Source organism: Pseudomonas sp. GL_135 (assembly GCF_057834665.1).
Genome location: NZ_CM174408.1, coordinates 3,790,432 through 3,811,539, shown reverse-complemented (window position 1 = coordinate 3,811,539; position 21,108 = coordinate 3,790,432). Strand labels below are relative to the sequence as shown.

General features: G+C 59.4%; 18 protein-coding genes. 4 read left to right on the top strand and 14 right to left on the bottom strand.

Features of this window, described 5'->3' with window-relative positions:
- Positions 1-7: 7 nt before the first annotated feature.
- From AC3ISG_RS16990 to cspD, 11 genes are all read right to left on the bottom strand, one after another.
- Complete coding sequence (locus AC3ISG_RS16990; RefSeq protein WP_037008823.1) at positions 8-421, bottom strand: NADH-quinone oxidoreductase subunit A; 414 nt, start codon at positions 419-421, stop codon at positions 8-10.
- A gap of 513 nt (positions 422-934) precedes the next feature.
- A complete protein-coding gene (aceA, locus tag AC3ISG_RS16985) occupies positions 935-2,260 on the bottom strand; it encodes an isocitrate lyase (protein ID WP_122625266.1) in 1,326 nt (441 codons plus the stop codon).
- 642 nt (positions 2,261-2,902) lie between these two features.
- The gene (locus AC3ISG_RS16980; protein WP_172611455.1) at positions 2,903-3,691 is read right to left on the bottom strand and encodes a secretin N-terminal domain-containing protein; all 789 of its coding nucleotides are present in this window, start codon (positions 3,689-3,691) and stop codon (positions 2,903-2,905) included.
- A 162-nt stretch (positions 3,692-3,853) separates the two neighbouring features.
- Entirely contained in the window at positions 3,854-4,279 is a 426-nt protein-coding gene (locus tag AC3ISG_RS16975) for a GNAT family N-acetyltransferase (RefSeq protein ID WP_272635022.1), read from the bottom strand.
- Positions 4,272-5,438: a ribosomal protein uL16 3-hydroxylase gene (locus tag AC3ISG_RS16970; protein ID WP_122625270.1), complete on the bottom strand. Its 1,167-nt coding sequence runs from the start codon at positions 5,436-5,438 to the stop codon at positions 4,272-4,274. The genes AC3ISG_RS16975 and AC3ISG_RS16970 overlap by 8 nt, the downstream gene beginning before the upstream one ends.
- 84 nt (positions 5,439-5,522) lie before the next feature.
- Positions 5,523-6,893, bottom strand: a complete 1,371-nt coding sequence (gene purB, locus AC3ISG_RS16965) for an adenylosuccinate lyase (protein WP_122536336.1) — start codon at positions 6,891-6,893, stop codon at positions 5,523-5,525.
- Positions 6,894-7,025: 132 nt separating this feature from the next.
- Positions 7,026-7,646, bottom strand: a complete 621-nt coding sequence (gene hflD / locus AC3ISG_RS16960) for a high frequency lysogenization protein HflD (RefSeq protein WP_122536337.1) — start codon at positions 7,644-7,646, stop codon at positions 7,026-7,028.
- A complete protein-coding gene (gene mnmA / locus AC3ISG_RS16955) occupies positions 7,646-8,776 on the bottom strand; it encodes a tRNA 2-thiouridine(34) synthase MnmA (RefSeq protein WP_122536338.1) in 1,131 nt (376 codons plus the stop codon). The genes hflD and mnmA overlap by 1 nt, the downstream gene beginning before the upstream one ends.
- A gap of 93 nt (positions 8,777-8,869) precedes the next feature.
- Complete coding sequence (locus tag AC3ISG_RS16950; protein ID WP_272635018.1) at positions 8,870-9,310, bottom strand: NUDIX hydrolase; 441 nt, start codon at positions 9,308-9,310, stop codon at positions 8,870-8,872.
- 203 nt (positions 9,311-9,513) lie between these two features.
- On the bottom strand, positions 9,514-11,739 hold the full coding sequence (locus AC3ISG_RS16945) for an NADP-dependent isocitrate dehydrogenase (protein ID WP_489297520.1): 2,226 nt from the start codon (positions 11,737-11,739) through the stop codon (positions 9,514-9,516).
- A gap of 586 nt (positions 11,740-12,325) precedes the next feature.
- Complete coding sequence (gene cspD, locus AC3ISG_RS16940; RefSeq protein WP_240356734.1) at positions 12,326-12,592, bottom strand: cold shock domain-containing protein CspD; 267 nt, start codon at positions 12,590-12,592, stop codon at positions 12,326-12,328.
- Positions 12,593-12,814: 222 nt separating this feature from the next.
- On the opposite strand from cspD, the gene clpS reads away from it, so the two are divergent.
- Together clpS and clpA are read left to right on the top strand one after the other, a co-directional pair.
- Entirely contained in the window at positions 12,815-13,177 is a 363-nt protein-coding gene (gene clpS, locus AC3ISG_RS16935) for an ATP-dependent Clp protease adapter ClpS (protein WP_122536342.1), read from the top strand.
- Between the two features lie 29 nt (positions 13,178-13,206).
- Positions 13,207-15,477, top strand: a complete 2,271-nt coding sequence (clpA, locus tag AC3ISG_RS16930; protein ID WP_205484210.1) for an ATP-dependent Clp protease ATP-binding subunit ClpA — start codon at positions 13,207-13,209, stop codon at positions 15,475-15,477.
- A 276-nt stretch (positions 15,478-15,753) separates the two neighbouring features.
- On the opposite strand, the gene infA is transcribed toward clpA, so the two are convergent.
- From infA to aat, 3 genes are all read right to left on the bottom strand, one after another.
- Positions 15,754-15,972, bottom strand: a complete 219-nt coding sequence (infA, locus tag AC3ISG_RS16925; RefSeq protein WP_002553999.1) for a translation initiation factor IF-1 — start codon at positions 15,970-15,972, stop codon at positions 15,754-15,756.
- Positions 15,973-16,073: 101 nt separating this feature from the next.
- Positions 16,074-16,781 (bottom strand): arginyltransferase, encoded by a 708-nt coding sequence (locus AC3ISG_RS16920; RefSeq protein WP_122536344.1) that lies wholly within the window; start codon positions 16,779-16,781, stop codon positions 16,074-16,076.
- 47 nt (positions 16,782-16,828) lie between these two features.
- Complete coding sequence (gene aat / locus AC3ISG_RS16915) at positions 16,829-17,518, bottom strand: leucyl/phenylalanyl-tRNA--protein transferase (protein ID WP_122536345.1); 690 nt, start codon at positions 17,516-17,518, stop codon at positions 16,829-16,831.
- Positions 17,519-17,992: 474 nt separating this feature from the next.
- Between aat and AC3ISG_RS16910 the strand changes: the two genes are divergently transcribed.
- Both AC3ISG_RS16910 and lolA read left to right on the top strand, forming a co-directional pair.
- Positions 17,993-20,407 carry a DNA translocase FtsK gene (locus tag AC3ISG_RS16910; protein WP_122536346.1) on the top strand — a complete coding sequence of 805 codons (2,415 nt, stop codon included), beginning with the start codon at positions 17,993-17,995 and terminating at the stop codon, positions 20,405-20,407.
- Between the two features lie 76 nt (positions 20,408-20,483).
- Positions 20,484-21,107, top strand: a complete 624-nt coding sequence (gene lolA, locus AC3ISG_RS16905) for an outer membrane lipoprotein periplasmic chaperone LolA (protein WP_122536347.1) — start codon at positions 20,484-20,486, stop codon at positions 21,105-21,107.
- The last annotated feature ends 1 nt before the right edge of the window (position 21,108 follow it).

The window sequence follows — 21,108 nt, the reverse complement described above, 5'->3', positions numbered from 1 at the left end:
CAAAGCCTCATTGTTTTAGCTTCGCCTGCCTGTTACGACGACCAACGGGAGCCCAATCGAGCGCCCCTACCCGCCATAGGTAGACAAGACCTGCCAACAGAATTGCTATGAAAACGAGCGCTTCGGCGAAGCCGGTCCAGCCGCTTTCGCGGACGGACACAGACCAGGCGTACAGAAAGAGGGCTTCAATGTCGAAAATTACGAACAGCATCGCGACCAGATAGAATTTTGCCGAGAGCCGCAGACGGGCGCCGCCGGTGGGCAGCATGCCGGATTCGAACGGTTCGTTTTTGCTGCGGCCCCAGGCTTTGGAACCCAGCAGGCTGGAGAGGCCGAGCATGAAGGCGCAGAGGCCGACGACACCAAGGAGAAACACGGCGAAGCCCCAATTGTGGGCAATCAATCCTGTCGAGTCGGGCATGCTGGCAGTCCTTAACAGAGAGCAAAGGTCTCTGGGCTTGAAAGAAGTAGAAGCAGTGACGATATGTCGCAGTGCGATCAATCCCGGGATTTTATGTGCAAAAGGAGGGCAAGTAAATTTTCTGCATCAAATTTATTCGCAGGATTAATGAGATAGGTCACGGTTTTGATGCTTAGCCCCAGCAGGGGCGGGCGTCGAGGAGGGTTTCGAGAAATATGGATCTTACGACGGAGCGGCAGTTGGGCTTGGCTTAAATGATAATAAATATCATTTGGAGGGCGTGTTTGATGTGTGTCACTGGAACGTGACGAAGTTCCGTTTAATTAGCCGAGACAATAAGTCGGTAATTGATTGCGTGGTTAATTAACGTTTGCGCGCTGATTTGAGTTGTCTATCGTTAGTAGTTGACTGGCAACGTAGGTTAAGTCAGCCATTGTCAGCAAAAAGCCGCCCAAAGGCGGCTTTTCATTTCGTAGGACCGGCTTTAGCCGGGAAGGGGAGGTTCAAAGAGCTTCAATGGAATTGTTCTTCTTCCGTCGAGCCAGTCAGTGCCGTCACTGAAGACTTGCCGCCCTGAATGACCGTGGTCATGTCATCGAAGTAGCCAGTGCCCACTTCCTGCTGGTGCGCCACGAAGGTGTAACCCTTGGCCGCGTCGGCGAACTCCTGTTCTTGCAGTTTCACGTAAGCGGTCATGTCGTTGCGGGCGTAGTCGTGCGCCAGGTTGAACATGCTGTGCCACATGTTGTGGATGCCGGCCAGGGTGATGAACTGATGCTTGTAGCCCATTGCCGACAGCTCGCGCTGGAACTTGGCGATGGTCGCGTCATCCAGGTTCTTCTTCCAGTTGAAGGAAGGCGAGCAGTTGTAGGACAGCAGCTGATCCGGGTATTCCTTTTTGATCGCTTCGGCGAAGCGACGGGCCTCGTCCAGATCCGGCTTGGCGGTTTCACACCAGATCAGATCGGCATATGGCGCGTACGCCAGGCCGCGGGCAATCGCTTGGTCGAGGCCGGCGCGTACTTTGTAGAAGCCTTCCGGCGTGCGGGTGCCGGTCACGAACGGCTGGTCATACGGGTCGCAGTCCGAGGTCAGCAGGTCTGCGGCGTTGGCGTCGGTACGCGCCAGAATGATGGTCGGCACGCCGGCAACGTCAGCCGCCAGGCGTGCGGCCACCAATTTCTGTACGGCTTCCTGGGTGGGCACCAGCACCTTGCCGCCCATGTGACCGCATTTTTTCACGGACGCCAGTTGGTCTTCGAAGTGGACGCCTGCAGCGCCTGCCTCGATCATGCTCTTCATCAGTTCGTAGGCGTTGAGTACGCCGCCGAAACCGGCTTCGGCGTCGGCCACGATCGGCGCGAAGTAATCGATATAGCCTTCGTCGCCCGGGTTCTTGCCGGCTTTCCATTGGATCTGGTCAGCACGGCGGAACGAGTTATTGATGCGCTTGACCACGGTTGGCACCGAGTCCACCGGGTACAACGACTGATCGGGGTACATCGATTCGGCGGAGTTGTTGTCCGCCGCGACTTGCCAGCCAGACAAGTAGATCGCCTGGATGCCGGCTTTGACTTGTTGCACGGCCTGGCCACCGGTAAGGGCGCCCATGCAGTTAACGAAATCCTTGTCGGGACGGAAGGAAGGCTTGGCACCCTGGGTCACCAGGTTCCACAGCTTGTCAGCGCCCAGCTTTGCAAACGTGTGTTCAGGCTGAACCGAGCCACGCAGGCGGACGACGTCAGCAGCGGAGTAGGTGCGGGTTACGCCTTTCCAGCGTGGATTCTCGGCCCAGTCTTTCTCGATGGCTGCAATTTGTTGTTCGCGTGTCAGTGCCATGGGGTAAACCTCGTTGCTTGGTGTTGTGGGTCTTGAGGTGAAGCTCCTTGCTTCGCCGGCGCCGCGTGTTTCTTCAAGGCGCACTGATGGCTGCTCGCTGAATCGGAAAGCATGGATTCTCGGTCAGATTTTTTCGCCCTCAGGATGATGAGGGGATGAAGCTGCCTTGTGGGCGGAAATGACGCTAATCGGCACGAAAATGCTGAGTTCATGCGCGATCAGGAGGCGTTCTGCACGACCTCCGATCAGCGGGAGCGAGGCCATCATGCCTCGACGATTTAGCCTCGTCAAACACTTTGTAGTGCTTTTTTGGTTGTACTACATAATTCGTCGAATGCGACTTGGTGGTCAGTTTCGGGCGTGCGGGTGCTGGGGAGGGGAAGTCAGCGTAGATACTGGGCGGTCACGGAGTTAAAGCAGGATGTAGTGTCTGTTCAGGCACTACATAATTGGCGGTATCTAACCGGATTAGCACTGATGGTCGCGGTCCATGTGGGAGCGAGCTTGCTCGCGAAAGCCTCGTGTCAGCCACCAGAAAGCCATTGGCTGAACCGGCCTCTTCGCGAGCAAGCTCACTCCCACGATTTTGTGCAGTGGCTAAATCACCCTTGGGCTTAGCATTGCGATAACGAGCGGTTCCCCTCAATCCAGGCTATCGACCTTCACCCGCAACTGCATGTCGTTGCTGCCTTGTGTTGAGTAGCGTCGGACGACGCCGCGCTCGTCGGCGCGAGATTGGTCGCTGGCGCCGGCCAGCGTGATCCACTCACCCAGCCGACCACTGACTTGCGTGTCGGTGCTCTGCACCTTGATCGCGTCGGCCTGTTGCTGACTCATGCGATCGTTGTTGGTGCTGATGCTCAAATGAACGATGTCGCCGGTGACCGTCGCCGTGACGTAGAAACCCTGGGTCACGTTGCGGTATTGCGTGTTGGTCTGGGGGTAGCCGTAGCCATCGGACTGCACCGAAGTGATCGGTATGCTCTGGCCCATCTGAATCAGCGCCGGCGTGCCTTCATTGGCCTGAACCTGTTGCACACCACCCTCGCGGCTGGCGGTGCCGTAATTCTGGATGCGCGTCCGGCCGTCGGCGCTGAGGCGTCCGTCTTGGGAGCGAACGGTACCGTTGACCGAGTAGCCCTGGTCGCTCTGGACCGTGCTGTCGCTGGTGTCGACGCTGATCATCAGCCGTTTGGGCGCAGTGTCGAGCTGGCCGAGGAGGTCGCGCAGCTCGCTGATCTTGTCCGGTTCGGCGTTGACGATCAGCTTGTTGCCATAGGCATTGACGCTGCCTTCGTTGCCCAGAAACGACTTTACGGTGGGCAGCAGATCGTCGCTGGTGCGGTAATTCAGGGGGATGACTTCAGTGGCGGCCGCGGCCGTGAAGCTGCAAGCCAACAACAGTGACGCGAGCAGGGTGCGTAATGACATCGATGTGGTCTCCGCGAGGGGCACGTCTGAACGACGAGTTTGCCAGTTTGTCGGCCTGGGCAGCGCCAAGTTGAATCGCAGACAGCAAAGCGCCCCGGTGCTTTTGTTTCAGCTTAGGCAGCTGAAGCGCGAACGCCGGGGCGCAAATGTCGCCAGGTGCAATCAGTGCGCGTTGCGCACCATGTCCACGTGGGGCAGGCCGGCCTCAAGAAACTCGTCGCTGACCACGGTAAAGCCGAAGCGCTCATACAGCGCCGTCGCATGAACCTGTGCGCTGAGCCGCGTCTGTTTAAGATTGCGGCGCTCGGCTTCGGCGAGGATCGCGGTGATCAACGCCTCACCCACGTTCAGGCCGCGCCAGTCCTTGAGTACGGACAATCGGCCGAATTCACCATCGGGCAGCAGGCGCGCGGTGCCCACGGCGTAATCCCCTTCGAGTGCCAGAAAATGCAGGGCGCCTGCATCTTCCGAGTCCCATTCCAGTTCGGGCGGAACCGACTGTTCAAACACGAACACGGCATCACGAATGCGCCGAATGTCGGCGTTGTCTTTCTGCCAGTCGGCTACCCGTACGTGGATCTTATTCATCAGCAAACCCCAGACTTCCTTGTTTGACCAGCTCACAGAGCAGGTTACGTCCATCGTCATCTGCCAGCCATTGGCCCAGATTGTCGATGTGCAGCGCATCGGCCGCGCAGATCATTTTCAGCAGTTCACGCAAATGGCCCGGCAACAGACGGCTCTGACCGCTGGCGAACAGCAGCAGGTCGTCGTCGACCTCCGACCACGCCAGTCGCGCGCTCGGGTTGCGGATCAGCACGGCGCCCTGTTCCAGGCTGTCGAGCAGCTCGCTCTCGGCCAATTCGGGGCCGACCACCAGCTCGGGATAACGGGGCTCGGTCATGAACTGGCCGAACCAGGTCAGCAGCAGGCGCTCGTCACCCATGTGCTCGGCCAGCAAACCCTTCAGACGGTCTAGGGCATCACGCTGAATCTGGTGCGGATCGCTCACCGGTTGCGCGTCGGCATCGGTGTAGCGTTCTTCTTCAGACATGAACTGGCTGAGGAAGTCCGTGAAGTGGGTCAGCACTTCAGCGGCGCTTGGGGCGCGGAAGCCGACCGAGTAGGTCAGGCACTCATCCACGGCGACGCCGCAGTGCGCCAGACGTGGCGGCAGGTAGAGCATGTCGCCCGGTTCCAGCGTCCATTCGTCGGAACCCTGGAAGTCGGCCAGGATACGCAAGTCGGCGTGCTCAAGCAGTTTGCTTTCGGAGTCGCACATCTGGCCGATCTGCCAGTGACGCTTGCCGTGCCCCTGGAGCAGGAACACGTCGTAGTTGTCGAAATGCGGACCCACGCTGCCGCCAGGTGCGGCGTAGCTGATCATCACGTCATCGATGCGCCAGCTTGGCAGGAAGCGGAAGTTTTCCAGCAATTCGCTGACTTCAGGCACGAACTGATCCACGGCTTGAACCAGCAGGGTCCACTCGCGCTCCGGCAACTTGCTGAATTCGTCTTCGGCAAACGGGCCGCGACGCAGCTCCCACGGACGCTCACCTTTCTCAATCACCAGGCGCGATTCAACTTCTTCTTCCAGCGCCAGACCGGCCAGTTCATCGGCGTCGATCGGGCTCTGAAAATCCGGGATGGCCTGACGGATCAGCAAAGGTTTCTTCTGCCAGTAGTCACGCAGGAACTCGCGCGCTGTGATACCACCGAGGAGCTGAAGAGGGATGTCAGGATTCATGTGTAACCTATTGAAAAAACGTGTTTTTACGACGGGAATAAAAACGCCCGGCTCAGCCGGGCGTTCAGAGCGTATGCAGTGTGGTCAGATGCGCTGGGCTTGGGCCACGGCGTTGCCGATGTAGTTCGCCGGCGTGAGCTTCTTCAGCTCGGCCTTGGCTTCGGCCGGCATGTCCAGGCCGTCGATGAAGGTCTGCAGCGCTTCAGGGCCGATACCCTTGCCGCGGGTCAGTTCCTTGAGCTTCTCGTACGGGTTCTCGATGTCGTAACGACGCATGACCGTTTGGATCGGCTCGGCGAGGACTTCCCAGCAAGCGTCCAGATCGGCGGCGATCTTCTGCTCGTTGAGTTCCAGCTTGCCGATGCCTTTGAGGCTCGCTTCGTAGGCAATCACGCTGTGAGCGAAGCCCACGCCGAGGTTGCGCAGCACGGTGGAGTCGGTCAGGTCACGCTGCCAGCGGGAAATCGGCAACTTGCTGGCCAGATGCTGGAACAGCGCGTTGGCGATGCCGAGGTTGCCTTCGGAATTCTCGAAGTCGATCGGGTTGACCTTGTGCGGCATGGTCGACGAACCGATTTCACCGGCGATGGTGCGCTGCTTGAAATAGCCCAGGGAGATGTAGCCCCAGATGTCGCGGTCGAAGTCGATCAGGATCGTGTTGTAGCGGGCGATCGCGTCGAACAGCTCGGCGATGTAGTCGTGGGGTTCGATCTGCGTGGTGTAGGGGTTGAAGCCCAGACCCAGCTCGTCTTCGATGAAGGCGCGGGCGTTGGCTTCCCAGTCGATGTCCGGGTAGGCCGACAGGTGCGCGTTGTAGTTACCGACGGCGCCGTTGATCTTGCCCAGCAGCGGCACGGCGGCCACTTGAGCAATCTGGCGCTCCAGACGGTAAACGACGTTGGCCAGTTCCTTGCCCAGAGTGGTCGGGGAGGCCGGCTGACCGTGGGTACGGGAGAGCATCGGTACGGCGGCGAAACGGATCGCCAGCTCGCGGATGGATTCAGCGATCTGACGCATCAGCGGCAGCAGCACGGTGTCACGGCCTTCGCGCAGCATCAGCGCGTGGGACAGGTTATTGATGTCTTCGCTGGTACAGGCGAAGTGGATGAACTCGCTGACCTTGGCCAGCTCCGGCAGCTTGGCCGCCTGCTCCTTGAGCAGGTACTCGATGGCCTTGACGTCGTGGTTGGTGGTGCGCTCGATCTCTTTGACGCGCTCGGCGTGCTCTAGAGCGAAATCGTTAGCCAGGGCATCGAGGATGGCGTTGGCTTCGGCGGAGAATGCCGGGACTTCCGGGATTTGCGGGTGGGCCGCCAGGCGTTGCAGCCAGCGTACCTCCACCAGGGCGCGGAAACGGATCAGGCCGTATTCGCTGAAAATCGGGCGCAAGGCCTGGGTTTTGCCGGCGTAGCGGCCATCTACAGGGGAAACCGCAGTGAGCGAAGAAAGCTGCATGGGGTGTTCTCGGACTGTCAGGCGACGAAAAGGGGCGCGTATCATACATGAAAATTCCGGCCAGCCGAGGCTGGCTGACCGTTATGACTCGCGCGATGTCGGGTTCGGAGCGAGCTGAAGGGCGTTCGCCACTCAGCGGTGAAGCAACGGATACAGTTCTTTCAATAACTTGCGGCGGCTGATGACCAGTTGCCAGCGGTGACCGCCCACTTGTCGCCAAAGTCGCGCGCAGCGAATTCCGGCCAGTAATAGTGCGCGGATTTTCGAGGCATTGTTGGGTTGCTGCAGATTGCGCATGTCGCCGTGGACCTGAATCCGCTGACGCAAGGTGCTCAGGGTGTCCTGATACAGCGCGCCGCTGGCGGCAATGACGTTTTCGTGAGCGATACCGAAATGCTCGACCTGGGATTTGATCTGCGGCAGACGCTTGCCGATGGTGTCGAGCATGTCATCGCGCTTGGACAGTTGACGTTCCAGGCCCAGCATCGCCAGGGCATAACGCAAGGGTTCCCGTTGCAGCGTGGCAGGGTCGCGTTCAAGGGCGCTGGCGAGGGCGCGATAGCCCTCGTGCAGATTCAAGTCGTCGCCACCGAACACGTCCAGCGTGTCTTTCGGGTCCATGACCAGCAGCGTGCCCATCAGGCAGCCAACGGCCGCTTCACCGGCCTGGCCGGTCTTGGCGATGCGATCGACCAGCACAGCGGCCTGAAACACCCCGGCCAGGGCGACAAGTTGTTCCTGAATCGGGGTCATCAACGTGCATCCCTGGTGTGCCACGGCTCGGCGATTTCGATGACGCCGCCACCCAGGCAAACCTCGCCGTCGTAAAACACCACGGACTGGCCCGGCGTTACCGCGCGTTGCGGCTCGTCGAAGGTGGCGCGGTAACCGGTTTCAGTGCGTTCCAGGGTGCAGCGCTGGTCGCTCTGGCGGTAACGCACTTTGGCGGTCAACTGGCGTGGGCTGCTCAGGTCGATCGGGTTGACCCAGTAGATCTCAGAGGCGAGCAGGGCGCGGGAGAACAGCCACGGATGCTCGTTGCCCTGGCCGACGATCAGCTCGTTGTGCTCCAGGTCCTTGACCAGTACATACCACGGCTCATCGCCGGCATCTTTCAGCCCGCCGATGCCCAGGCCCTGACGCTGGCCTATGGTGTGGTACATCAGGCCGGCATGCCGACCGATGACTTCGCCTTCGGTGGTCTTGATCTCGCCGGGCTGCGCAGGCAGGTATTGCTTGAGGAAGTCGGTGAAACGACGCTCGCCGATGAAGCAAATACCGGTCGAGTCCTTCTTCTTCGCGGTCGCCAGCTGATACTTCTCGGCGATGGCTCGCACCTCGGGCTTTTCCAGTTCACCGACCGGGAACAGGGTCTTGGCAATCTGCTCACCGCCAACGGCATGCAGGAAGTAGCTCTGGTCCTTGTTCGGGTCCAGGCCCTTGAGCAGTTCGGTGCGGCCATCAATGTCGCGGCGACGCACGTAATGACCGGTGGCGATCAGGTCGGCACCGAGCATGAAGGCGTAGTCGAGGAAGGCTTTGAACTTGATCTCGCGGTTGCACAGGATGTCCGGGTTCGGCGTGCGCCCGGCTTTGTATTCTTCGAGAAAGTGCTCGAAGACGTGATCCCAGTACTCGGCCGCGAAGTTCACGGTGTGCAGTTTGATGCCGATCTTGTCGCACACGGCCTGGGCGTCCGCGAGGTCGTCCATGGCGGTGCAGTATTCCGTTCCGTCGTCTTCTTCCCAGTTCTTCATGAACAGGCCTTCCACCTGATACCCCTGCTCCATGAGCAGAAGGGCGGAGACCGAAGAATCCACGCCGCCGGACATGCCGACAATGACGCGCTTCTTTTCTGTATCGGAAAAGGCTGAATCAGACATAGGAATTCGATTGGGTAGCAGCAGGAAAGGGCGCGATTCTAACAGGGAGTCGGCGCCAAGGCTAAAAGCTATTCAGTTGCGCTGGGCGGCCAGTCAGTCGCGCACGACCTCCAGACTGTGAATCGGGCCCGCCAGGTACTCATCGACGCAGCGCAAGACCAACTCGCTTCGCCAGCGCTCCGGTTGGCCGGCGAGTTCGTCGCGGCTGAACCAGGGCGCGCCGACGATGCCGGTGTCCAGTGCGCGCTCGGGGTGGTGTCGCGTCGCTTTGGCCGAAAAGCACACGCGCTGATAGGTCACGCCATTGCTCGGCGCGGTGTACAGGTAAATGCCGACGACGCCGGTCAGTTCGACGTCCCAGCCGGTTTCTTCCAGGGTTTCGCGAATGGCCGCTTCACGCAACGTCTCATCAGGCTCGAGGTGGCCGGCGGGCTGATTGAGCACCAGCTTGCCGTTTTTCAATTCTTCGACGAACAGAAAGCGGCCGTTGTCTTCGATGACGGTCGCGACGGTGATGTGTGGGTGCCAAGTCATGGATATTTCGCTCATGCGGCAGGTGTCAACCACTGTGGGAGCGAGCTTGCTCGCGAAAGCGGTGTCCCTGTCGACTGTATGTTGAAGCTTGAGACCCCTTCGCGAGCACGCTCGCACCCACAGGTCATGTGTTCAGATTGCAGCGTTGCGCAGAAACACAAACCCCGGCACGGGGCCGGGGTCTGTGATCAAGCGTTACGACCTTACTTCAACGCGTTGATCGCGTCGTTCAGGGTCTTGCTTGGGCGCATGGCGTTGCTGGCCAGTTCCGGGGTAGGGAAGTAGTAGCCGCCGATGTCCAATGGCTTGCCCTGTACGCTGTTCAGTTCGGCGACGATGGTCGTTTCGTTGTCAGCCAGGGTCTTTGCAAGCTCGGTGAACTTGGCTTGCAGCGCCGTATCTTCGGTCTGTGCCGCCAGAGCCTGAGCCCAGTAGGTGGCCAGATAGAAGTGGCTGCCGCGGTTGTCGATACCGCCGACCTTGCGCGATGGCGACTTGTTGTTGTCCAGGAACTGACCGGTGGCCTTGTCCAGGGCCGTGGCCAGTACCAGCGCTTTCGGGTTGTCGTAGACGTTGCCCAGGTGCTCGAGGGAAGCGGCCAGTGCCAGGAATTCGCCCAGGGAATCCCAGCGCAGGAAGTTCTCTTCGTTCAGCTGCTGAACGTGCTTCGGCGCCGAGCCACCTGCGCCGGTTTCGAACAGACCACCGCCACTCATCAGCGGCACGATGGACAGCATCTTGGCGCTGGTGCCCAGCTCCATGATCGGGAACAGGTCGGTCAGGTAGTCGCGCAGCACGTTGCCGGTCACCGAAATGGTGTCTTTGCCCGCGCGGATGCGCTCCAGGGATACCTTCATCGCGTCGACAGGTGACTGGATGCTGATGTCCAGGCCAGCCGTGTCGTGATCCTTCAGGTACTGCTCGACCTTCTTGATCATCGCCGCATCGTGGGCGCGCTCAGGGTCCAGCCAGAAAATCGCCGGGGTGTTGCTCAGGCGCGAACGGTTGACGGCCAGTTTGACCCAGTCCTGAATCGGCGCGTCCTTGGTCTGGCACATGCGCCAGATATCGCCGGCTTCAACGTTCTGTTCCATCAAGACCTGGCCCTTGTCGTCGGTCACACGGACCACGCCATCGGTTTCGATCTGGAAGGTTTTGTTGTGCGAGCCGTACTCTTCGGCTTTCTGCGCCATCAGGCCAACGTTTGGCACGCTGCCCATGGTGGTTGGGTCGAAGGCGCCGTGTTGCTTGCAGTCTTCGATCACGGCTTGATAGATGGTCGCGTAGCAGCGATCCGGGATCACCGCCTTGGTGTCCTGCAGGACGCCGTCGTTGTTCCACATCTTGCCGGAATCACGAATCATCGCTGGCATCGAGGCGTCGACGATGACGTCGCTCGGCACGTGCAGGTTGGTGATGCCCTTGTCGGAGTTGACCATCGCCAGCGCAGGGCGGGTCGCGTAAACGGCTTTAACGTCCGCTTCGATCTGCGCTTGCTGGTCGGCCGGCAGGTCTTTGATACGGGCGTACAGGTCGCCGATGCCGTTGTGCAGGTTGAAACCTATTTCCTTCAGGACATCGGCATGCTTGCTCAGCGCTTCCTGGTAGTACTCGGCGACGAACTCGCCAAACATGATCGGGTCCGAGACCTTCATCATGGTGGCTTTCAAGTGTACGGAGAACAGCACGCCGAGCTTCTTGGCGTCTTCGATTTCACGGGCCACGAAAGCGCGCAGGGCTTTCTTGCTCATGACCGCGCAGTCGATGATCTCGCCCGCCAGTACCGACGTCTTGTCCTTCAGCACGGTGGTGTTGCCGTCTTTGCCGATCAGCTCGATCTTGACGGCGCCAGCGGCTTCGATCAGCGAAGATTTTTCGCTGCCGTAGAAGTCGCCGTTGTCCATGTGCGCCACGTGGGACTTGGAGTCCGCAGACCACGCGCCCATTTTGTGCGGGTGCTTGCGTGCATAGTTCTTGACGGAGAGCGGCGCCCGGCGATCAGAGTTACCTTCACGCAGAACCGGGTTCACGGCGCTGCCTTTCACTTTGTCGTAGCCAGCCTGGGCAACCTTGTCGGCGTCGGTCACGACTTCATCCGGGTAGTTCGGGATGTCGTAGCCCTTTGCTTGCAGTTCCTTGATCGCGGCCTTCAGCTGTGGAACCGAGGCGCTGATGTTTGGCAGCTTGATGATGTTGGCTTCCGGCGTGGTCGCCAGTTGGCCCAGCTCTGCCAGATCGTCGGAAACCTTCTTGTCACCCAGGCGCTCGGGAAAGCTGGCGAGGATGCGGGCTGCAAGCGAGATGTCGCGGGTTTCAACGGCGATGTCAGCGGAAGCGGTGAACGCTTCGATGATAGGCAGCAGTGAGTAGGTGGCGAGGGCTGGCGCTTCGTCAGTGAAGGTATAGATGATCTTCGAGCGGTTGGACATATTCGGGATAACTCTCTTCTTTGCTGAGCGTACACAAAATTTCGAGATGCGCAGGGTAGGCACTTTCGCCCAAAGTATCGATGAGCCGAAAGTCGAGAATTTCGTCGCGTGATAGGGGGTGCATCAGTCGAGCGTCAAGCGGTCGGACCCGGGTAGCGGTCTGGCCTGTCGAGGGCTGAACGCCTGGTTTCAGGTGGTCTGGCCCCCAATGACCCAACGGTCACCGGCGCTGAGTATATCACTGCACCCGGCCATTACTACGGTACTCGTGTGACGGCTTTGCGGTGCCCGGGACGTTCGCCGTGGTCTCGGAAGGTGCCCGGATTCCCCATGAAAACCGTTCAGCCCTTGTAGTACGGGGCCTGCGGCAACTCGTCGCAGTTGCCTGGGGCCGATGCGTCCTGACCAGTAGTCCACCGTATTTCGACTAAAGGAGCATCTGGGCCATATCTGCGTTGGCTCGCCTCTCTATATAGATGGACGCAACGGGGCAGCGAAGGCACAAAAAAGCCGGCCAACCCTGAAAGGATTGACCGGCTTGTCGAATCTCGCGCTTGAACGGTCCGGCTCAGGCGTGATTGTTGCTCTATGCCTGTTGCTTCTCGAAATGTCGCTCGTGGTGGTGGGCTGCCTCAGGAATATCGGCAACAGCTTTCGCAGTGATGCCTACGGCATGAAGACCCTTGGGGCCCTGAGTGATCTCGAACTGAACCGGCTGCCCGGCCTTCAGGGTTTTATAGCCCTCCATACTGATCGCCGAGTAGTGTGCGAACAGGTCTTCAGACTTGCCGTCTTCAACGATGAAGCCATACCCCTTGGCGTTGTTAAACCACTTGACCTTACCGCTTAGCATAGTCACATCCCTCTGCAAAGGACTCCGATGGGAGTATCATCACCTCTCATCCGCCGGACCTAAAAAATTTTGGTTGACTGCGCGGACCCTTTTTACCCAATGTGGGTTCTATTGTTTGTAACACTGATTGGCCGATAGTCAAGGTCAAGCGGCGGTCCAGTTGAAAACGGGTATCGCCGCCACCACTTATTTCAATCACGTCCTCTGTGAACCTTCTTTACCATGCATGCAATCAGCAAGATTCGACTAACATTCAATCAGGATGACCCGCATCCCCATGAGGACGATGCGTCGGGCACCGCTGTACAGGAAGCCAAGCCGATATTGCAGGTGCCGCCTATGTACAAGGTGGTTTTGTTCAATGATGACTACACCCCGATGGATTTCGTTGTCGAAGTGCTCGAGGTGTTTTTCAACCTGAATCGTGAGCTGGCGACCAAGGTCATGCTGGCCGTCCATACAGAGGGACGGGCCGTTTGCGGATTGTTTACCCGCGACATCGCCGAGACCAAGGCTATGCAGGTCAACCAGTACGCCAGGGAAAGCCAGCATCCGCTACTCTGTGAAATCGAGAAGGACGGTTAACGCCGGACACTTGGGTATGAGGTGAAGCTATGTTAAACCGTGAGCTCGAAGTCACCCTCAATCTGGCTTTCAAGGAGGCCCGCTCTAAACGTCATGAGTTCATGACCGTCGAGCACCTCCTGCTGGCCCTATTGGACAATGAGGCTGCCGCCACCGTACTGCGTGCCTGCGGCGCAAACCTCGACAAACTCAAACACGACCTCCAGGAGTTCATCGACTCCACCACGCCGCTGATCCCCGTGCATGACGAGGATCGCGAGACCCAACCCACACTCGGCTTCCAGCGCGTCCTGCAGCGCGCAGTTTTTCATGTGCAGAGCTCCGGCAAGCGTGAAGTCACTGGCGCGAACGTGCTTGTGGCGATTTTCAGCGAGCAGGAAAGCCAGGCAGTGTTCCTGCTGAAACAGCAGAGCGTTGCCCGTATCGATGTCGTCAACTATATCGCCCACGGTATTTCCAAAGTGCCGGGGCATGGCGATCAATCTGAAGGTGAGCAAGATATGCAGGATGACGAGGGCGGTGAGTCTTCTTCCTCAGGCAATCCTCTGGATGCCTATGCGAGCAACCTGAATGAGCTGGCCCGTCAGGGCCGCATCGATCCGCTGGTAGGGCGCGAGATGGAAGTCGAGCGCGTCGCTCAGATTCTCGCGCGGCGTCGCAAGAACAACCCGCTGCTGGTGGGCGAGGCTGGGGTGGGTAAAACCGCCATTGCCGAAGGCCTGGCCAAACGCATCGTCGACAATCAGGTGCCGGACCTGCTCGCCAACAGCGTCGTGTACTCCCTCGACCTGGGCGCACTGCTGGCCGGTACCAAGTACCGTGGCGACTTCGAGAAGCGCTTCAAGGCGCTGCTCGGCGAATTGAAGAAGCGGCCCCACGCGATCCTCTTTATCGACGAAATTCACACCATCATCGGTGCAGGTGCAGCGTCCGGTGGCGTGATGGATGCCTCCAACCTGCTCAAGCCGCTGCTGTCTTCGGGTGATATCCGTTGCATCGGTTCGACCACGTTCCAGGAATTCCGCGGCATCTTCGAGAAAGACCGTGCGCTGGCCCGTCGCTTCCAGAAGGTCGACGTGTCCGAGCCGTCTGTCGAAGACACCATCGGCATTCTGCGCGGGCTGAAAGGCCGTTTCGAACAGCATCACAATATCGAATACAGCGATGAAGCCCTGCGCGCCGCTGCCGAACTGGCATCGCGCTACATCAATGACCGTCATATGCCCGACAAGGCCATTGACGTGATTGACGAGGCGGGTGCCTACCAGCGGCTGCAACCGGTGGAAATGCGCGTCAAGCGTATTGAAGTGCCGCAGGTTGAAGACATCGTGGCGAAGATCGCACGGATTCCGCCAAAGCACGTCAACAGCTCCGACAAGGAGTTGCTGCGTAATCTGGAGCGCGACTTGAAGCTGACCGTGTTTGGTCAAGACGCCGCCATCGACTCGCTGTCCACTGCGATCAAGCTGTCCCGTGCAGGCCTCAAGTCCCCGGACAAGCCTGTCGGTTCGTTCCTGTTCGCAGGTCCGACCGGTGTCGGCAAGACCGAGGCTGCGCGTCAGCTGGCCAAGGCGCTGGGTATCGAGCTGGTGCGTTTCGACATGTCCGAGTACATGGAGCGTCACACCGTATCGCGTCTGATCGGTGCGCCGCCGGGCTATGTCGGTTTTGATCAGGGCGGTCTGCTGACCGAAGCCGTCACCAAGCAGCCGCATTGCGTGCTGCTGCTCGATGAGATCGAGAAGGCGCACCCGGAAGTCTTCAACCTGCTGCTGCAGGTCATGGACCACGGGACGCTGACCGACAACAACGGGCGCAAGGCGGACTTCCGCAATGTGATCGTGATCATGACCACCAACGCCGGTGCTGAAACGGCTGCGCGTGCTTCGATCGGTTTCACCCATCAGGATCACTCCTCTGATGCGATGGAGGTGATCAAGAAGAGCTTCACGCCGGAATTCCGCAACCGTCTGGACACCATCATTCAATTTGGTCGCCTCAGCCATGAGGTTATCAAGAGCGTGGTGGACAAGTTCCTTACCGAGCTTCAGGCGCAGCTGGAAGACAAGCGCGTACAGCTGGAAGTGACCGACGCGGTGAGGAGTTACCTGGCCGAAGGCGGTTACGACGCAGCGATGGGTGCGCGTCCGATGGCCCGATTGATTCAGGACAAGATCAAGCGTCCGCTGGCCGAGGAAATCCTCTTCGGCGAGTTGTCCGAGCATGGCGGTGTGGTACACATCGACGTCAAAGACGGCGAGATCACGTTCGATTACGAAACCACGGCTGAAATGGCCTGACGTTTCTCGCAACACAGCAAAGGGCGCCAGTTGGCGCCTTTTTGCTTTTTAGGGATTGGCTGAAGACTCTTGCTTTGAAGCCCTTCGGGCCTCTTCGCGAGCAAGGTGGAGCGCCACCCCGGTCGCTCCCACATTTTTTGCAACGTGCCGCGGTCTGACGGATCAGTGGTCCGCCTTTTTATGGCCTGTCAGGTCTTGTGGATTGATTAGGTCCACCCCTATACCCCGCGCGCACAAAAACGCCCGGCATATGCCGGGCGTTTTTGTTAAGACCTGTTAGCGGGCGCGGTAAGTGATGCGCCCTTTGCTCAAGTCGTAGGGCGTCAGCTCAACGCGGACCTTGTCGCCGGTAAGAATGCGGATGTAGTTCTTGCGCATCTTGCCGGAGATGTGCGCGGTTACGACGTGCCCATTTTCCAACTCCACACGGAACATGGTGTTGGGCAGGGTGTCGACGACAGTGCCTTCCATTTCGAAGCTGTCTTCTTTCGACATGCAGTAAAGCCCTCGGTATCCAATGAATGGCCCGGTGCAAACGGCAGCCAGGCAAAAGCGGGCTGCATTGTGCCCGAAAACTGAGGTTTAAGCCAAGGGCTTCAGTAAAGAGTGACCCATCTTTGATTGGTGAGCAGTTCGATGGGGCGATATTGGGTCTTGTAATTCATCTTTTTGCAGTTCTTTATCCAGTAGCCAAGGTACACCGCATGCAATTGCAGGCGTGCGGCCTCGGCAATTTGCCAGAGAATTGCGTAACGCCCCAGGCTGCGGCGCTCCTCCGCCGGCTCGTAGAACGTATAAACGGCGGAAAGGCCATTGGGCAGCAGGTCAGTGACGGCTACGGCAAGCAGTCGACCCTCCAGACGGAATTCGTAGAAACGCGAAAACGGCAGGTCGCGGACCAGAAAGGTGGAGAACTGGTCACGGCTTGGTGGAAACATATCCCCATCGGCATGGCGCTGCTCGATGTAGCGCTGATACAGATCGAAGTACTCCTCACTGAAATGCGGCTTGGTGCTCGTCACTTCGAGGTCGGCGTTCCTTTTGAAAATACGCTTTTGCTGACGATCAGGCACGAACAGTCCGACCGGAATGCGCGCAGGCACACAGGCGCTGCAGTTCTGGCAATGCGGACGGTACAAATGATCGCCACTGCGGCGAAACCCCATGTCCGAGAGATCGGCATAGACCTGGACATCCATCGGCTGGCTGGGGTCGAGAAACAGCGTGGTGGCTTGTTCCTCGGGCAGGTAGCTACAGGAGTGGGGTTGAGTGGCATAGAACTTCAGCCGCGCCAGCTCGGTCATGATCAACCCTCGAGAAAAACTGTAGACATGAGTGTAAGCCAGCCCAATCAAACTCGCCTAGGCGACCAATCGGTGTAATTGCTCTCGTCGAGGTGTTTATGCAGGTAGTCGGCGAACGTCTGGCGCGCAATCGAGCGCGCGCCAAGGCTTAGCAGGTGCTCGGTAGGCATTTGGCAATCAATCAGGACGAAACCCGATTCTTTCAAGTATTCGACCAGCGTTGCGAAGCCGACCTTGGAAGCGTTGTCGGCGCGGCTGAACATCGACTCGCCGAAAAACAGCTGGCCCATCGCCAGTCCGTAGAGACCGCCTACCAGCGCGTCGCCATCCCAGACTTCGACGCTGTGGGCGAAGCCGCGGGCGTGCAGTTCAATGTAGGCCGCCTGCATGGAGCCGGTGATCCACGTGCCGTCGGTGTAGGCCCGGGGTTCGGCGCAGGCTTGAATGACCGCCGCGAAATCCTGATCGAAAGTGACCCGATAACGCCCCTGGCGCAGCAGCTTGCCGAGACTGCGTGATACATGCAGCTCATCCGGAAAGAGCACGGTGCGCGGGTCCGGCGACCACCAGAGAATCGGTTGGCCCTGCTGATACCAGGGAAAACAGCCATGTCGGTACGCGGCAATCAGGCGATCGGCAGACAGATCGCCGCCACCGGCCAACAGTCCGTTGGGCTCGCGCATGGCTTTTTCCAGCGCAGGGAAATCTAGGGTGTCGCGTTGTAACCAGGTCAGCATGGCATCCAGACTTTACGAGAGGGGAGGGGAGTCAACGCAGGCTTGCAACCCCGGCTGCAACTCTCTGTCGCAGGCATGGTCACAAGCCGCTTGATCATGCCGGGATCGTCGACCCGCTGTCTTCTTGATCCGGGGATGGCCTTTTGACAGTTCAAGGGAGCAGGAAAAACACGTCATAAGCCTTTGTCGGCAAAGAAAATGCGTGCTCAAATTGTCACCGCCCGGCGACGCTTGAACATCTGCAAGCACCGCGCCAGACTAACGTAGCGCGCGGCGCGCAAATCCGTACAATGCCGATGTTGTTTAACCTCATTTCAAGTCACCTGTCGAGCGTGCGTTATCGCAGGCGCGGTTTTCCCTACTGCCATGATGCTGTTCTGGCCGATGTTCGGGAAAGCCACTGCCATTTCGCCAAGGCAGTCGTACACAGTCAATCATCAGATGTTCGCGCTTGCGCGCAGGAATTGAAGCGTTTTGAAGAAATCCACCATAGCACCCACCCCCGTTCCGCTCTGGCGGCAGCACCTGCACTACCGGCTCAAGGAAGGTGCATTGATCGCGTTCGGTGCGCTGTGTCTTTATCTGATCATGGCGCTGCTGACCTACGATCAGGGCGATCCGGGCTGGAGCCACACCAGCAGCTCGAGCAACTCGGCTCAGGTTCAGAACGCCGCAGGCTTTGCCGGTGCGTATTCTGCCGACATCCTGTTCATGATCCTCGGCTACTTCGCCTACATCTTCCCGTTGCTGCTGGGGATCAAGGCTTATCAGGTCTTCCGGCATCGCCACGAGCCGTGGCAGTGGAGCGGCTGGCTGGTTTCCTGGCGCATGATCGGTCTGGTGTTCCTGGTCCTCGCCGGCGCCTCGCTGGCGCACTTGCACTTTCATTCGGCGTCAGGCCTGCCGGGTTCAGCCGGTGGCGTGCTGGGCGAAGTACTGGGTGACCTGGCCAAGCGCGCGCTGAACGTCCAGGGCAGCACCCTGCTGTTCATCGCCTTGTTTTTGTTCGGTCTGACTGTGTTCACCGATTTGTCCTGGTTCAAGGTCATGGACAACACCGGCAAGATCACGCTGGACCTGATCGAATTGTTCACCGGCTCGCTCAACCGCTGGTGGACCGCCCGCAATGAGCGCAAGCAAATGGTCGCTCAGTTGCGTGAAGTCGACATGCGCGTCGACGAAGTGGTGGCTCCGGTTGCCCCGGATCGACGCGAGCAGGCCAAAGCCAGGGAACGAATCATCGAGCGCGAGCAGGCGTTGACCGAGCATATGGCCGCCCGCGAGAAGCACGTGCCAGCCGTGATTGCCCCTGCGCCTCCCCGCGCCCCTGAGCCGAGCAAGCGCGTACAGAAAGAGAAACAGGCGCCGTTGTTCGTCGACAGCGCCGTGGAAGGCACCTTGCCGCCGATCTCCATCCTCGACCCGGCAGAAAAGAAGCAGCTCAACTATTCGCCTGAATCGCTGGCAGCTGTGGGCCATCTGCTGGAGATCAAGCTGAAGGAATTCGGCGTCGAAGTCACGGTGGATTCCATCCATCCGGGGCCGGTAATTACCCGCTACGAAATTCAGCCGGCTGCCGGTGTAAAGGTCAGCCGTATCTCCAACCTGGCGAAAGACCTGGCCCGCTCGCTGGCAGTTACCAGCGTGCGTGTGGTCGAGGTCATTCCCGGCAAGACCACGGTCGGTATCGAAATTCCCAACGAAGATCGCCAGATCGTGCGCTTCTCCGAGGTCCTGTCGACGCCGGAATACGACGACGCGAAATCGCCGGTCACCCTGGCGCTGGGTCATGACATCGGCGGCAAGCCGGTCATCACCGACCTCGCAAAGATGCCGCACCTGCTGGTCGCCGGTACCACCGGTTCCGGTAAGTCGGTGGGCGTGAACGCCATGATCCTGTCGATCCTGTTCAAATCCGGGCCGGAAGACGCCAAGCTGATCATGATCGACCCGAAGATGCTTGAGCTGTCGATCTACGAAGGCATTCCGCATTTGCTGTGCCCGGTGGTCACTGACATGAAGGACGCCGCCAATGCCCTGCGCTGGTCGGTGGCCGAGATGGAACGCCGCTACAAGCTGATGGCCAAGATGGGCGTGCGTAACCTGTCGGGCTTCAACCAGAAGGTGCGTGAAGCAGAGGAGGCCGGTACGCCGCTGTCCGACCCGCTTTACCACCGCGAAAGCATTCACGACGAAGCGCCGCTGCTGACCAAGCTGCCGACCATCGTTGTGGTGGTCGACGAATTCGCGGACATGATGATGATCGTCGGCAAGAAGGTCGAAGAACTCATCGCCCGAATCGCCCAGAAGGCCCGTGCGGCAGGTATCCACCTGATCCTCGCGACCCAGCGGCCTTCGGTGGACGTGATCACCGGTCTGATCAAAGCCAACATCCCGACGCGCATGGCGTTCCAGGTCTCGAGCAAGATCGACTCCCGGACCATCATCGACCAGGGCGGCGCCGAGCAACTGCTCGGTCACGGCGACATGCTTTACATGCCCCCGGGTACCAGCCTGCCGATTCGTGTGCACGGCGCGTTCGTCTCGGACGAAGAGGTTCACCGGGTCGTTGAGGCGTGGAAGCTGCGCGGCACGCCGAACTACAACGATGACATCCTGGCCGGCGTAGAAGAGGCGGGTAGCGGCTTCGAAGGTGGCGGTGGCGGCGGTGATGGCGAAGACAGCGAGAGCGATGCGCTTTACGACGAAGCCGTGAAGTTCGTGCTCGAAAGCCGTCGTGCGTCGATCTCTGCCGTGCAGCGCAAGCTGAAGATTGGCTACAACCGCGCCGCGCGCATGATCGAAACCATGGAAAACGCCGGCGTCGTGACGCCCATGAACACCAACGGCTCGCGCGAAGTGATTGCGCCAGCCCCAGTGCGTGACTGACACTTCCCGGTCACGCGTCACCGGGCGTCGCCATCGCGGCGGCGCCCGGCTTCAACCACACTCAAAGAGGAATCCCATGCGTCTTATCCGCATGCTGTTGGTATCTGCACTGGCTTTTTCTGCTGTCTCGGCCCACGCCGACAGCAAGGACGTGGCGCGCCTGACCCAACTGCTGGAAAACTCGAAAACCCTGAGCGGGCGTTTTTCCCAGCTCACCCTCGACGGTGGCGGCACCCAGTTGCAGGAAACCACCGGCGAGATGACCTTGCAGCGCCCTGGCTTGTTCTACTGGCACACCGACGCGCCGCAAGAACAGCTGATGGTCTCCGATGGCAAGAAGGTTTCTCTGTGGGACCCTGACCTGGAGCAGGTCACCATCAAGACCCTCGACCAGCGCCTGACCCAGACCCCGGCGCTGCTGCTGTCCGGCGACGTCTCAAAAATCAGCGAAAGCTTCGACATCACTGCCAAGGAAGCGGGCGGCGTGATCGACTTCGTGCTCAAGCCTAAATCCAAGGACACCCTGTTCGACAGCCTGCGTCTATCGTTCCGCAACGGCATGATCAACGACATGCAACTGATCGACAGCGTCGGCCAACGCACCAATATCCTGTTCACCGGCGTCAAGGCCAACGAGCCTGTCGCGGCGAGCAAATTCCAGTTCCAGATCCCGAAGGGCGCTGACGTCATTCAGGAATAAA

Excerpts from the sequence above, each read along its gene's own strand:
- infA (WP_002553999.1), bottom strand. The coding sequence starts at position 15,972 with ATGTCGAAAGAAGACAGCTTCGAAATGGAAGGCACTGTCGTCGACACC.
- lolA (WP_122536347.1), top strand. The coding sequence starts at position 20,484 with ATGCGTCTTATCCGCATGCTGTTGGTATCTGCACTGGCTTTTTCTGCT.
- purB (WP_122536336.1), bottom strand. The coding sequence starts at position 6,893 with ATGCAGCTTTCTTCGCTCACTGCGGTTTCCCCTGTAGATGGCCGCTAC.
- hflD (WP_122536337.1), bottom strand. The coding sequence starts at position 7,646 with ATGACCCCGATTCAGGAACAACTTGTCGCCCTGGCCGGGGTGTTTCAG.
- clpS (WP_122536342.1), top strand. The coding sequence starts at position 12,815 with ATGCATGCAATCAGCAAGATTCGACTAACATTCAATCAGGATGACCCG.
- mnmA (WP_122536338.1), bottom strand. The coding sequence starts at position 8,776 with ATGTCTGATTCAGCCTTTTCCGATACAGAAAAGAAGCGCGTCATTGTC.
- cspD (WP_240356734.1), bottom strand. The coding sequence starts at position 12,592 with ATGCTAAGCGGTAAGGTCAAGTGGTTTAACAACGCCAAGGGGTATGGC.
- AC3ISG_RS16990 (WP_037008823.1), bottom strand. The coding sequence starts at position 421 with ATGCCCGACTCGACAGGATTGATTGCCCACAATTGGGGCTTCGCCGTG.
- AC3ISG_RS16920 (WP_122536344.1), bottom strand. The coding sequence starts at position 16,781 with ATGACCGAGCTGGCGCGGCTGAAGTTCTATGCCACTCAACCCCACTCC.
- AC3ISG_RS16950 (WP_272635018.1), bottom strand. The coding sequence starts at position 9,310 with ATGACTTGGCACCCACACATCACCGTCGCGACCGTCATCGAAGACAAC.
- AC3ISG_RS16945 (WP_489297520.1), bottom strand. The coding sequence starts at position 11,739 with ATGTCCAACCGCTCGAAGATCATCTATACCTTCACTGACGAAGCGCCA.
- aceA (WP_122625266.1), bottom strand. The coding sequence starts at position 2,260 with ATGGCACTGACACGCGAACAACAAATTGCAGCCATCGAGAAAGACTGG.
- AC3ISG_RS16980 (WP_172611455.1), bottom strand. The coding sequence starts at position 3,691 with ATGTCATTACGCACCCTGCTCGCGTCACTGTTGTTGGCTTGCAGCTTC.
- AC3ISG_RS16975 (WP_272635022.1), bottom strand. The coding sequence starts at position 4,279 with ATGAATAAGATCCACGTACGGGTAGCCGACTGGCAGAAAGACAACGCC.
- clpA (WP_205484210.1), top strand. The coding sequence starts at position 13,207 with ATGTTAAACCGTGAGCTCGAAGTCACCCTCAATCTGGCTTTCAAGGAG.
- AC3ISG_RS16970 (WP_122625270.1), bottom strand. The coding sequence starts at position 5,438 with ATGAATCCTGACATCCCTCTTCAGCTCCTCGGTGGTATCACAGCGCGC.
- aat (WP_122536345.1), bottom strand. The coding sequence starts at position 17,518 with ATGCTGACCTGGTTACAACGCGACACCCTAGATTTCCCTGCGCTGGAA.